At 71.5% G+C, this 12390-nt stretch carries 10 protein-coding genes; 5 read left to right on the top strand and 5 right to left on the bottom strand.

Features of this window, described 5'->3' with window-relative positions; all coding sequences use genetic code 11:
* Positions 1–217 precede the first annotated feature (217 nt).
* Positions 218–1432 (top strand): acyltransferase family protein, encoded by a 1215-nt coding sequence (locus ACIBD9_RS27525; RefSeq protein ID WP_396722003.1) that lies wholly within the window; start codon positions 218–220, stop codon positions 1430–1432.
* 65 nt (positions 1433–1497) lie between these two features.
* Here ACIBD9_RS27525 and ACIBD9_RS27520 read toward each other — a convergent pair whose 3' ends face one another.
* Entirely contained in the window at positions 1498–3048 is a 1551-nt protein-coding gene (locus ACIBD9_RS27520) for an alkaline phosphatase D family protein (RefSeq protein WP_396722001.1), read from the bottom strand.
* A gap of 228 nt (positions 3049–3276) precedes the next feature.
* Here ACIBD9_RS27520 and ACIBD9_RS27515 point away from each other — a divergent pair, with 228 nt between their 5' ends.
* Complete coding sequence (locus ACIBD9_RS27515; RefSeq protein ID WP_396722108.1) at positions 3277–3708, top strand: carboxymuconolactone decarboxylase family protein; 432 nt, start codon at positions 3277–3279, stop codon at positions 3706–3708.
* Positions 3705–4583 carry an RNA polymerase sigma factor SigJ gene (sigJ, locus tag ACIBD9_RS27510; protein ID WP_396722000.1) on the top strand — a complete coding sequence of 293 codons (879 nt, stop codon included), beginning with the start codon at positions 3705–3707 and terminating at the stop codon, positions 4581–4583. The genes ACIBD9_RS27515 and sigJ overlap by 4 nt, the downstream gene beginning before the upstream one ends.
* Positions 4584–4621: 38 nt before the next feature.
* Here the strand turns inward: sigJ and ndk are convergent, their stop codons facing one another.
* Positions 4622–5047 carry a nucleoside-diphosphate kinase gene (gene ndk, locus ACIBD9_RS27505; protein ID WP_091409968.1) on the bottom strand — a complete coding sequence of 142 codons (426 nt, stop codon included), beginning with the start codon at positions 5045–5047 and terminating at the stop codon, positions 4622–4624.
* Between the two features lie 142 nt (positions 5048–5189).
* Here ndk and ACIBD9_RS27500 point away from each other — a divergent pair, with 142 nt between their 5' ends.
* Positions 5190–6782: a VOC family protein gene (locus ACIBD9_RS27500; RefSeq protein WP_396721998.1), complete on the top strand. Its 1593-nt coding sequence runs from the start codon at positions 5190–5192 to the stop codon at positions 6780–6782.
* Positions 6783–6888: 106 nt separating this feature from the next.
* Here the strand turns inward: ACIBD9_RS27500 and ACIBD9_RS27495 are convergent, their stop codons facing one another.
* The 3 genes from ACIBD9_RS27495 to ACIBD9_RS27485 are packed head-to-tail and all read right to left on the bottom strand — an operon-like array spanning position 6889 to position 11269.
* Entirely contained in the window at positions 6889–7323 is a 435-nt protein-coding gene (locus ACIBD9_RS27495) for a DUF4233 domain-containing protein (protein WP_396721996.1), read from the bottom strand.
* Positions 7320–8654, bottom strand: a complete 1335-nt coding sequence (locus ACIBD9_RS27490; RefSeq protein ID WP_396721995.1) for a bifunctional folylpolyglutamate synthase/dihydrofolate synthase — start codon at positions 8652–8654, stop codon at positions 7320–7322. The genes ACIBD9_RS27495 and ACIBD9_RS27490 overlap by 4 nt, the downstream gene beginning before the upstream one ends.
* Entirely contained in the window at positions 8651–11269 is a 2619-nt protein-coding gene (locus tag ACIBD9_RS27485) for a valine--tRNA ligase (protein WP_396721994.1), read from the bottom strand. Before ACIBD9_RS27485 ends, ACIBD9_RS27490 begins: the two co-directional genes overlap by 4 nt.
* A gap of 69 nt (positions 11270–11338) precedes the next feature.
* Here ACIBD9_RS27485 and ACIBD9_RS27480 point away from each other — a divergent pair, with 69 nt between their 5' ends.
* Positions 11339–12025 carry a hypothetical protein gene (locus tag ACIBD9_RS27480; RefSeq protein WP_387172237.1) on the top strand — a complete coding sequence of 229 codons (687 nt, stop codon included), beginning with the start codon at positions 11339–11341 and terminating at the stop codon, positions 12023–12025.
* The last annotated feature ends 365 nt before the right edge of the window (positions 12026–12390 follow it).

The raw sequence follows: 12390 nt of genomic DNA, 5'->3' as shown, positions 1-12390 counted from the left end.
GCTCATTGCCGGCTGTGACGGGCCGCACCCGTCCGGTTCTACTGGGCCGGTTGCCCGGCTGTTCTTCCGGAGGCTCACCGGTGATGGCCGGGTCATCGCCTTACGGTGTCCAACGATACTCGACGCGCCCACCGCCGCGCCTCCGAGTAACGGCGAACGTGACCAGCGGCGGGAGAGCCGCCTTGACGCGTTGTGTGCCGCTCCCCAGAATTCAGCGGTGGCCACGATAAGTTACGCCGAATACCGCGCGATGCGCCGGTTCCCCGCCCTCGACGGGCTCCGTGCGATCGCCGCGGTGATCGTCGTCGCCTTCCACTTCGGGGGGCCGCGATGGACCTGGCTGTCCGGCTGGGTCGGCGTCCAACTGTTCTTCGTGCTGTCCGGCTTCCTGATCACCACGCTGATGCTGCGCGAGGAGGAGTCGCGGGGACGGGTGTCGTTGCGGTCCTTCTACGTCCGGCGCATCTTCCGGATCCTGCCGGTCTACCTGGTGGTGGTCGCCGCCACGTACGCCCTCGCGCACCTCAACGGCGCCAGCGGGAAGCTCCGCGAGTCGATGCCGTACTACCTGCTCATGGTCAACGAGTTCGCACCGAACCAGGCGTTTCCGCACTCCTGGACGATCGCGATCGAGTGGAAGTTCTACCTGATCTGGCCGATGCTCGCCTTCGCGTTCGTCACCGCCGCGTTCCTGCGCCGGATGGCGGTGACGGTGCTGGCCATCGCCGCGCTCGTCGCGCTGATCCCGTTCGAGAAGGACTGGCCGTACTGGCCGATCCACTACGTGTCGATCCTGATCGGCTGCCTGCTGGCGGTCGTCATGCACCACCCGCGGGGGTACGCGCTGTTCCGGCCGTTGACCCGTCCCGTGGCGTCCCTCGCCGTGCTCGCCGGGTTCGTCGCCGTGCACCTGTCGCTGCCGTACTGGCCACCCGCCGAGGACGGCCACTCGGAGTTGATGATCGGCGTGTACGCGGTGGCGGTGGCGCTGCTGCTCCCCGCCATGCTGGCCCCCGGTCTGCCGACGAAACTGCTCTCCTGGCGACCACTGGTCTTCGTGGGCGAACGCTCCTACTCGCTCTACCTGGTGCAGTACCTCGCCATGACGACGGTGATCGCGCTGGTCCCGTCGTACGCCGGGCACAGCACCCGGTTGTTCGTGGCCACCACCGTGGTCGGCCTGCTCGCCGCCGACCTGCTCTACCGCTGGGTGGAGCAGCCGATGATCGGGGTGGGACGTCGGTTCTCCGGGCGGGGCAAGGTGGTCCCCCCGGTGCCGGCCGTCGAGCCGCCGTCGAACGCCCCCGCCGAGCCGGCCGCCCCCTCGGCGCGGACGGTACCCGGCATGCCGACCCCCGCGAACCGGCCGGAACCGTCCCCGCCGCTCAGCGACGACACAGTGGTGCTGACCAGCGTCCCCGACCGCCGCTGATCATGAGGTTGACGGGGCGGTGGGCCGCCATTCCGCCCGCCAACCTCATGATCAACGAGCTGGGGTCAGGGAGCCGGCAGGGTGGTGCTCCACAGCGAGGCGCCGTCGCGGTCGCGCAGGTGCACCGTCAGGGCCTCGGACTCGCCGTCGATGGTGACCTCGCCGAAGTGCTGGAAGCCACCCGCCGGGCCCGTGTTGGCCACCGGCGGCGCGTGCACGAAGGCCGCCTGCGGCCCGAACGTGCCGTCCAGCGCGTTCGGGCCGAACGCACCGGCGTGCGCCGGCCCGGAGACGAACTCCCAGAACGGGGTGAAGTCGCCGACCGCCGCCCGGGCCGGGTCGTAGTGGTGCGCGGCGGAGTAGTGCACGTCGGCGGTCAGGAAGACCATGCCGGTCACCCCGGCCCGGTGGGTGGCCCGCAGCACCTCGGCGAACTCCAACTCCCGGCCCGCCGGCGCACCCGGGTCGCCCTGCGCGACACCCTCCTGCGCGCCGGGACCGTCCGGCACCACCACGCCGATCGGCAGGTCGTTGGCGATCACCTTCCAGGTCGCCGTGGAGCGCTTCAGCTCCCGGATCAGCCACTCCCGCTGCTGCCGGCCGAGCAGACCACGCTTCGGGTCGGCGTACGTGTTGCCGTCGTTCGGGTCCTTGTGGGTGCGCATGTCGAGTACGAAAACGTCCAGCGACGGCCCGTACGACAGCCTCCGGTACATCGGCCCGTCGACGGGCACCGGTAGCCACTCGTTGAACGCCTGCCGGGCCCGGGCGGCGAGCACGTCCACCCGCCGCTCGGTGTAGCGCGGGTCGTCCAGGATCTCACCCGGGTACCAGTTGTTCAGAACCTCGTGGTCGTCCCACTGGTTGATCTGCGGCACCGCCGCGGCGAACTCCCGCAGGTGTTCGTCGAGCAGGTTGTACGCGAACTGCCCGCGGTACTCGGCCAGCGTCTCGGCGACCTTGCTCTTCTCCGGGGTGACCAGGTTGCGCCAGATCCGCCCGTCGGGCAGCGTCACCGACTCGACCAGCGGGCCGTCGGCGTACACGGTGTCGCCGCTGCACAGGAAGAAGTCCGGCCGGGTCTGCCGCATGGCCCGGAAGATCGACATGCCTCCGAAGTTCGGGTCGATCCCCCAGCCCTGCCCGACCACGTCGCCGGTCCAGACGAACTTCACGTCGCGTCGCCGGTGCCGCCCCGGCGCGGTGGTCAGCGTCCCGGTCAGCGGCTCGCTGACCACCCCGTGCCGATCCAGGCTCTCCACCCGCACCCGGTAGTGCAGCCGCTCGGAGTCCGGCAGGCCCCGCAGCCGGACCTTCCCGGTGAAGTCGCCGTCCGGGGTGAGCACCGGGCCGCGCAGCGTACGCGCCCCCCGGAAGTCCGGCCGACGGCTCACCTCGACCAGCATCCGGCCCGCCCGGTCGGCCCGTGTCCAGACCAGCGCCGAGTCCGCGGTCACGTCGCCGCTCTGCACACCGTGGGTGAGCACCGGGCGCGCCGCCGGGCGCCAGGCCGGGGCGGCGTTCGCACCGGCACCGCCCAGCAGGGCGCCGCCGGCGGCTCCGGCACCGACCACCAGGCCGGTCCGCAGCAGGGTACGTCGATCAAGCTCGGTCATGCTTCCTCCCGATCATGGGTTGACCCCGTGGGTCTATCGGGTGGAGATGACCGTGAGCGGCGGCCCGGGTGACGCGAACGCGAACGCCGGTCGTCGGTCGCTGGTGGCTTGCCGCCCACCCCGGTCGCTTCGACGGCATGAGCGGGGTCACAGCCGCGGTTGTCACGACCGACCCCGCCTCATTCGTCGTCAAGGTGTCGGACCGATCAGGAGGTAGTCGTGCAACGGATGAACCCGGCCGAGGTCGCACCGCAGGCGTACAAGGCCGTCTTGGGGTTGGAGAAGTACGTCCAGACGAACGTCGACCACACCGTGCTGGAGCTGGTGAAGCTGCGGGCGTCGATGATCAACGGGTGCGCGTACTGCGTGGACATGCACAGCCGGGACGCGCTCGCCGGCGGCGAGTCGAGCCAGCGGCTGTTCGCGGTCGCCACCTGGCGGGAGGCGCCCTTCTTCGACGAGCGGGAGCGGGCCGCGCTGGCCCTCACCGACGCGGTGACCAAGCTCGGTGAGCACGGGGTGCCGGACGAGGTGTGGGATGAGGCCGCGAAGGTCTGGTCGGAGAAGGAACTGGCCGACCTCGTCATCGCGATTGCCACAATCAACGTGTGGAATCGGATCGGGGTGACGATGCGGCTGGAGCCTCCGGCCCAGGCGTGACCACCAAGGCGGCAGCAGAGGCGGCCGGTGCGCTCGAGGCGCACCGGCCGATGCTGCTTGGGCTCGCGTACCGCCTGCTCGGCAGTCGGCACGACGCGGAGGACGTGCTCCAGGAGGCGTACCTGCGCTGGCTGGGTGTGGACCGGGCCCGGGTCGACGAGCCGCGCCGGTACCTGTCCCGGGTGGTCACCCGGTTGGCCCTGGACCGACTGCGCGCCCGACAGGCGGCCCGTGAGACGTACGTCGGGACGTGGCTGCCCGAGCCGGTCCCGACCGCGCCCTCGCCGTTCGGGCCGTTGGACCGGGTGGAGCTACGCGACTCGCTCTCCACCGCGTTGCTGCACGTCCTGGAGCGGCTCACCCCGCCGGAGCGGGCGGTGTACGTCCTGCACACGGCCTTCGACCTGCCGTACGCGGAGATCGCCGAGATCCTGGACCGGTCCGCCGCCGACTGTCGGCAGCTGTACCACCGGGCGTCCGAGCGGGTACGGCAGGAACAACGCCGGTTCACCGCCAGCCGCCCGGAGCGGGAGCGGCTGTTGGACGCGTTCCTCGCCGCCGCCCGCGACGGCGACCTGGCGAGGCTCACCGACCTGGTGGCCGCCGACGCCACCGCGTGGAACGACGGTGGCGGTCGGGTGCGGGCCGCCCTCAACCCGGTCACCGGCGCGGACCGGATCGCCCGGTTCTACGCCGGTGTCTACGGCCCGCGTCACCGGGTCACCATGGATCCGATCGAACTCAACGGGGAACCCGCGATGCTGATCACCCGCGCGAACGGCAGTCGGTACACGTTGACCATCGCGGCGGCCGACGGGCGGATCACCGAAATCTACGTGGTCGGCAACCCGGCGAAGGTGCCGGCGATCGGCTGAACCCGGGTGTCGTCGGTCGGCCCCGGGCGGAGGGGGCGTCAGCCCAGCTCGGGGAACCAGAGCGCGATCTCGCGCTTGGCGCTGTCCGTCGAGTCGGAGGCGTGCACCAGGTTCTCCCGGTTGGACAGCGACAGGTCACCCCGGATGGTGCCGGCGGCGGCCTTGCGCCCGTCGGTGGCGCCGACCAGCCCGCGGACCACGTCGATGACCTGATCACCGGAGAGCACCAGGGCGACCAGCGGGCCGCCGGTCATGAAGTCCTTCAACGGCGGGTAGAACGCCTTGTCGACGTGCTCGGCGTAGTGCTCGTCGGCGAGCGCGGCGTCCATCGTCCGGTGCACCATCGCGTCGATCCGCAGCCCCTTGCGCTCGAAGCGGGAGAGGACCTCGCCGACCAGGCCGCGGCGAACCGCGTCGGGCTTGATCAGAACGAGGCTGCGCTCATCCGGGCTGTTGCTGGACACGCTGGGTTCCTCCTGTACGCGCTGAACGCTCGGGATCGGTACGGTCAGCCTAGCGACCCGGTCCCGGCGCCGGCGCGGCGGCCGGTCTTTCCCCCGGTGGCCGATCCGGCCTAGCCTGGCCCTGACCCCCGGGAGGTCCACTGTGGCGAATGGCGGGAACCGACCCATCGCGCCGGTACGCAAGCTGATCGGCACGGTGCTGGGCACCGTGGCCACGTTCGTCGTCCTGTTCGGGCTGGGCATGACCAGTTGGGCCATCGTGGCTCTCGGCGTCGCCCTGCTGGTGCTGGCCATCGCGCTGGCGACCGTACGCGGCGGCGGTCGCACGTGGGTCGTAGGTGTCGGGCACGTGCACAGCGCCTCCGAACCACCCACCCAGTACGCGTTCGGCCGTTGCGAACTGCAACTGGTGATCGACGCTCCTGGGCTACCGCCGCGATCCAAGAAGATCATCGAGCCGAGGGTGCCGGTCTCCAAGTGGCCCTCGCTGGGCCAGACCCTGCCGATCCGGGTCGCGTTGGACGACCAGCGGCACGTCAAGGTGCTCTGGGACGAGGTGCCGACCCACGCCGAGACCGCCGCTGCCGTCGCCGATCTCCCGCCGGAGTTCGCCGACGCGGAGGCGATGGACGAGCTGCTGATCCAGCAGGACGCGCCACCGTGGGCCGACCGGGCACCCGACGACGAATTCCGCGACGACTTCCGGGACCCGGTCGGTGACCCGTTCCGGGACCCGCTCGGCGACCCCCTGCGCACCGACCCTTCGCGGACCGATCCCCGGCGCGACGACCTGCGCCGTGACGACCTGCGACGTGACGACCCGCGCCGTGACGACCCGGGTGTCGTGCCCGAGGAGCGCGAGCCCGTGGTGATGCACCAGAGCCCGGGTGGCCCGGTGGTGTTGGAGGGTGTCGTCGTCGAACCGCAGGCCGGTGGGCTGCCCCGGCGGGCAACCCCGGCGCCGCGCCCGCCCGCCGAGGAGCGCTTCGACGAGCCCGCCGCCGACCGATTCGACGCGGCGGCGGAGGACGGCACGACCATCCCGCCCACCGAGGACCCCGTCGACCCGCTCACCGCACACCGCTCCGACCCACCGCCCAACGCGCAGCGCTCCGACCAGCCCAGCACGCAGCGCTCCGACCAGCCCAGCGCAGAGCGCTCCGACCAGCCCAGCACGCAGCGCTTCGACCCACCGCCCGCGCAGCGGTCCGGTCCCGGCGCGGCCGACCCACTGGACCCACTCGACCTTCCGCTGGACGATCCCTCCCCGGCCGGGGCCGCACGGGCGACCGTCACCGACGAGGAACTGGACCAGGCGATCTTCGGGTTCGATGCCGGCTCGGCAGCGGACCCGGCCGCTCCGATCAGCGGGGTGGGCCTCACCCTGCTGGTCACCGACCTGCCCCGGTCGCTCGGCTTCTACCGCGACGTGCTCGGCTTCAGCGAGGTCGACCAGGGCGCGCACAACGCCGTCCTCGCCTCCGGGACGACCCGGCTCGTGCTGCGCGAGGTGACCGGGGCAGCGCCCATCAGCCGCCGGTTGGTGCACGTCAACCTCGAGGTGAACGACATCGAGGCGGCGTACGAGCGGCTGCGCGGGTCGGGCGTCCGATTCACGTACGCGCCCCGGGTGGTCAACCGGGGCACCAAGCTGGAGGTGTGGGCGGCGGCCTTCCGCGACCCCGACGGCCACGGCGTCGCGCTCACCCAGTGGCGCGAACGCGCCGACGCCTGACCCGGCCCGAGTCCCGCCTTCGCACGCCGCCAGGGACGGCACTCGCCCTCGGACGCCGCCGACCGGGGACGGCGCTCGCCATCGGACGCCGCCGACCGGGTCGGCGTCAGCCGAGAATGACGCGGCGCACGTGCAACGCGTACGCCCAGACCAGGGCGAAGATGATGCCCAGCCCGAGCAGCGACCAGTGCAGCAGACCGCCCAGCAACAGCAGACCCTGGAGCACGGTGCCGGCGTTCCAGGCCCAGGGGCGGCGCATCATGCCGGCGAGCACCACGGCGGCCACCGCCAGTGCCACCACCGCACCGATCGCGGCGCCGCCGAGGTCACCGCCGACCACCCGGATCGGCTGGATCGCCAGCAGCAGCACCAGCGCCTCGAGGCTGAGGGTGCCAGCACCGAGACCGCGTACCGCCCGCTCCGGGTCGCGCAACCCGGAGCGTCGCGGCTGCCCGGCCGTGGGCTCCTCCCCCACCGGCTGCTCGACCGGCGGGCCGGTCGGGTCCTCGGTGGGGCGCGGGTCCCGCTCCGGGCCGGTCATCGCTTCAGCAGCCGGCGCGCGTCGGCGACCGTCACCACGGAACCCGTGACCAGCACCCCGACCCCGCTCAACTCACCGGGGACGTCCTCCTCGGCCATCGCCACCGCCAGCTCGATCGCATCCGGCATCTCCTCGGCCGAAGCCACCCGCTCCTCGCCGAAGATCTCGGCGGCCAGCGCCGCGAGTTCCTCCGTCGGCATGGCCCGTGGCGAGCTGTTACGGGTGACCACCACCTGGTCGACCACCGGCTCCAGCAGCTCCAGCAGCCCCTCCGCGTCCTTGTCGGCCAGTACGCCGATCACGGCCACCAGCTTGCTGAACGCGAACTCCTCCTGGAGCGCGGTGACGGTGGCCTTCATGCCGTGCGGGTTGTGCGCACCGTCGAGCAGGATGGTCGGGGCGTTACGCACCCGCTCCAGCCGACCCGGGGAACTGGTCGAGGCGAAGCCCTCCCGGACCGCCTCGATGTCCAGCTGACGTCGAGCCCCCGCACCCAGGAACGCCTCCACGGCGGCGAGCGCCATCGCCGCATTCTGCGCCTGATGGGCACCGTGCAGCGGAATGAACACGTCGTCGTACACGCCGCCCAGCCCTTGCAGGGTGAGCACCTGACCGCCGACCGCGACCGCCCGACCCAGCACGCCGAACTCGCCGCCCTCCCGGGCGAGCGTGGCCCCGACCTCGGCGCAGCGTTCGAGGAGGGGGCCAGCGGCCTCCTCCTCCTGGGCTGCCGAGATCACGGTGGCCCCCGGGTGGATGATGCCGGCCTTGGCCAGCGCGATGTCCTGAATCGTGTCGCCGAGCCACTCGGTGTGGTCCAGCCCGATCGGGGTGATCACACAGACCCCGGCCTGGAGAACGTTGGTGGCGTCCTCGGCACCGCCGAGGCCGACCTCGACCACGGCGATGTCGACCGGCGCGTCGGCGAAGGTGGCGAACGCCAACGCCGTGGTCATGTCGAAGTACGTCAGCGGTTCGTCCGACCGCGCGTCGACAAGCTCGGCCAGCGGTTTGATCTCCCGGTACACCGCCGCGAACCGCTCCTCGCTGACCGGCTCCCCGTCCAGGCTGATCCGCTCCCGGACGGTCTCCAGGTGCGGGCTGGTGTACCGGCCGGTGTGCAGCCCGAACGCCCGCAGTAGCGAGTCGATCATCCGCGCGGTGGAGGTCTTGCCGTTGGTGCCGGTCAGGTGGATCGCGGGGTACGCCCGCTGTGGGCTGCCGAGCAAGTCGAGCAGCGACTCGATCCGGTCCAGCTCGAAAACCATGCGGGTGAAACCACGGGCGTTCAGCTCGGCTTCGACGGCGGCGAAATCGGTACGGTCGGTCACGAGGGCAGTGTCTCCAGAGCAGCGTCGATCCGGACCAGGTCGGCCTCGGCGGTGGCGAGCCGGTCGCGGATCTTCGCGACCACCGGCTCGGGGGCCTTGCCGATGAAGGCAGGGTTGTCGAGCTTCGCCCGGGCCTGCGCGACCTCTTTCTCAGCCGCCGCGCGGTCCTTCGTCAACCGGGCCCGCTCGGCGGCCACGTCGATCGAGCCCCGGGTGTCCAACGCGACACCGACCGCGCCGGGCATGGCCAGCGTGGCGCTTGCCTGGAAGTCGTCCCCGGCCGGATCCAGCCGGACCAGCGAACGGATCAGCGGCTCGTGGGCCGCGATACCCGCGCCGGACAGCCCGTCCAGGCGGGCAGCCACCCGCTGCGTCGGGCGCAGCCCCTGGTCGGAACGGAACCGGCGGATCTCGGTGACCACCCGCTGCACACCGACCAGCTCGGCCTCTGCGGCGTCGTCGACCAGCGACCGGTCGGCCACCGGCCAGGCAGCGGCCTGCACCGTCTCGCCGCCGGTCAGCGCGAGCCACAACTCCTCGGTGACGAACGGGATGACCGGGTGCAGCAACCGCAGCAACTGGTCGAGCACGTGCCCGAGCACCCGGCGGCTGGCCTCCGCGCGCTCACCGCCCTCGGCGAGCACCGGCTTACTCAGCTCGACGTACCAGTCGCAGACGTCGTCCCATGCGAAGTGGTACAGCAGGTCGCACACCTTGGCGAACTCGTACGCCTCGAACTGCTCGTCGACCTCGGCGGTGACGTGCGCCAACCGGGACAGGATCCACCGGTCGACGGTGGAGAGCTGCTCGGTGGGGGGCAGGTCGCCGGTGGTGTGCGCGCCGTTCATCAGGGCGAACCGGGTGGCGTTCCAGAGCTTGTTGCAGAAGTTGCGGGAGCCCTGGCACCACTCCTCGCTGACCGGGACGTCCTGGCCGGGGTTGGCGCCCCGGGCCAGGGTGAACCGGGTGGCGTCGGCGCCGTACCTGTCGATCCAGTCCAGCGGGTCGACCACGTTGCCGAACGACTTCGACATCTTCTTGCCGAACTGGTCGCGCACCATCCCGTGCAGGGCGACCACGTCGAAGGGCGGCCGGCCGTCCATCGCGTACAGGCCGAACATCATCATCCGGGCGACCCAGAAGAACAGGATGTCGTACCCGGTGACCAGCACGCTGGTCGGGTAGAACTTCGCCAGGTCCGGGGTCTGCTCGGGCCAGCCCAGAGTGGAGAACGGCCACAGGCCGCTGGAGAACCAGGTGTCCAGGACGTCCTCGTCCTGGTGCCAGCCCTCGCCGCTCGGCGGCTCCTCGTCGGGGCCGACGCAGACGATCTCGCCCGCGGGGCCGTACCAGACCGGGATGCGGTGCCCCCACCACAGCTGGCGGGAGATGCACCAGTCGTGCATGTTGTCGACCCAGGCGAAGTAGCGTTTGGCCAGCTCGGCAGGCTCGATGCGGACCCGGCCGTCACGCACCGCGTCACCCGCGGCCTGGGCCAGCGGGGCGGTGTTGACGAACCACTGCAGCGACAGCCGTGGCTCGACCGTGGTCTTGCAGCGCGAGCAGTGCCCGACGGCGTGCACGTACGGGCGCTTCTCGGCGACGATCCGGCCCTGCTCCCGCAGCGCGGCCACGATCGCGGGCCGCGCCTCGAACCGGTCCAACCCCTCGAACGGGCCGGGCACGGTGATCACGCCGCGCTCGTCCATCACGGTCAGCGCGGGCAGGTCGTGCCGCTGGCCGATCTCGAAGTCGTTCGGGTCGTGGGCGGGCGTCACCTTGACCATGCCGGTGCCGAAGGACGGGTCGACGTGCGTGTCGGCGACGATCGGGATCCGACGGCCGGTCAACGGCAGCTCGACCTCGGTGCCGATCAGGTGCTGGTAGCGCTCGTCGTCGGGGTGCACCGCCACGGCGGTGTCGCCGAGCATCGTCTCGGCCCGGGTGGTGGCCACCACGACCTCGTCGCTGTAGCGGATCGAGATCAGCTCGCCGTCGTCGTCGGTGTGCTCGACCTCGATGTCGGAGAGCGCCGTGAGGCAGCGCGGACACCAGTTGATGATCCGGTTGGCCCGGTAGATCAGGCCGTCGTCGAAGAGCTTCTTGAAGATCGTCTGGACGGCGCGGGTCAGCCCCTTATCCATGGTGAAGCGCTCGCGGTCCCAGTCGACGGAGTCGCCGAGGCGGCGCATCTGGCCGAGGATGGCGCCACCGGACTCGGCCTTCCACTGCCAGACCCGCTCGACGAACTTCTCCCGGCCGAGATCGTGCCGGGAAAGCCCCTCGGCGGCGAGCTGCCGCTCGACCAGGTTCTGGGTCGCGATGCCGGCGTGGTCCATGCCCGGCAGCCACAGCGCCTCGAAGCCCTGCATCCGCTTACGCCGGGTCAACGCGTCCATCAGCGTGTGCTCGAACGCGTGGCCCATGTGCAGCGAGCCGGTGACGTTCGGCGGCGGGATGACGATGGTGAAGGGGGGCTTGTCGCTGTCGGCGGAGGCCCGGAAGTGCCCGCCGGCTACCCACTGCTCGTACCGTCGCTGCTCTACCTCACCGGGCTGATACTGGCCGGCAAGGGTCGGGGCGTCGGGGCGTCGGGCATCCAGTCTCTCGGTCACCGGACAAGTCTACGGAGGGCTTCCGCAGACCTGACGTGCGCCACCTGCCGTTCGCGTACGGTGTCGGCTATGTCCGACGCACATCTCACCGAGCGGTCGCGCGACGGCGGTCGCGAGCCGGTCGAGCTGACCGAAGAGCCGATCCAGCTGAGCACCCGGGACTCCGGAGGCGACCCCGACGAGCGGTCCGGCGGCTGGTCACGCCGCCGCAAGATCGGTTGGACGGCCGCACTCGTGGTCGGCCTCGCCGGCGCCGCGGTGCTCGGTGTCGGTGGGTTGCGGGTGGCGCAGCAGAAGGACACCCAACTGACCTCACCCGATCAGGTGGCGGGTCTGACCCGCGACGACAGCGAGCGGGCGAAGAGTACGGCCGACTACCTGCGCAGCGGCCTGGCGGCGAACATCGAGCTGGACCGCAGTTTCGGCACGGTCTACCGCGACCCGGCCGACGACAAGCGCTCGGTCCTCATCTTCGGGGGCACCACCCTGCTGTGGCAGCCGGAACGGGACCTGGACAGCCTCTTCCGCCTCATGTCGGACGAGACCGGCGCGGTGAACGGTCTGCGCGAGCTGCCCGCGGGCGGCCTCGGCGGAGTTCTGAAGTGCGGCAGCACCAGCGGCGAGGGCGGGGACTTCGCGGTGTGCGGCTGGGCCGACCACGGCAGCGTGGTCATGGCGATGTTCCCGGGCCGGTCGGTCAGCGACGCCGGCGGCCTGCTGCGCAGCCTCCGCGACGGCATGCAGACCCGAGACTGACCAAGCACCGCATCCGCGCCCTCCCCCGTCCCCCGCCGCACGCCGCCGCCCGCCGCCCGAGGCCGCAGACCGCCCCCGCAGGCGCCAAGGTCACGCAACATCCTGGTTGCAGTGGTGTCACCCCGCCGGACAGGCCACTACATCCTGGTTCGAGCGTGACCTTGACCGATTCCAGCCCGCAGACCGAGCCCAGCCCCAGCCCTCCGGCCGGACTGTGTGCACGGCGGTGCGGCGGTCGCACCAGTCCTGTACCGGGACACGCGGGTCGACCGCGCGCGGGTGCGGACGTTCGTCAGGGAACGCAGAAAAGGCCACCCCGTTAGGGGTGGCCTTTTCTGGAAGATTGTCCGGCGGCGTCCTACTCT

It is taken from the genome of Micromonospora sp. NPDC050784, assembly GCF_044456765.1.
Lineage (GTDB): Bacteria > Actinomycetota > Actinomycetes > Mycobacteriales > Micromonosporaceae > Micromonospora > Micromonospora foliorum.
The sequence above is the reverse complement of the archived record's forward strand: the minus strand, read 5'-3'. Positions and strand labels throughout refer to the sequence as shown.

Coding starts and splice junctions, on each gene's coding strand:
- ACIBD9_RS27495 (WP_396721996.1), bottom strand. CDS start 7,323: ATGACCGGCCCGGAGCGGGACCCGCGCCCCACCGAGGACCCGACCGGC.
- ACIBD9_RS27520 (WP_396722001.1), bottom strand. CDS start 3,048: ATGACCGAGCTTGATCGACGTACCCTGCTGCGGACCGGCCTGGTGGTC.
- ACIBD9_RS27480 (WP_387172237.1), top strand. CDS start 11,339: ATGTCCGACGCACATCTCACCGAGCGGTCGCGCGACGGCGGTCGCGAG.
- ACIBD9_RS27515 (WP_396722108.1), top strand. CDS start 3,277: ATGAACCCGGCCGAGGTCGCACCGCAGGCGTACAAGGCCGTCTTGGGG.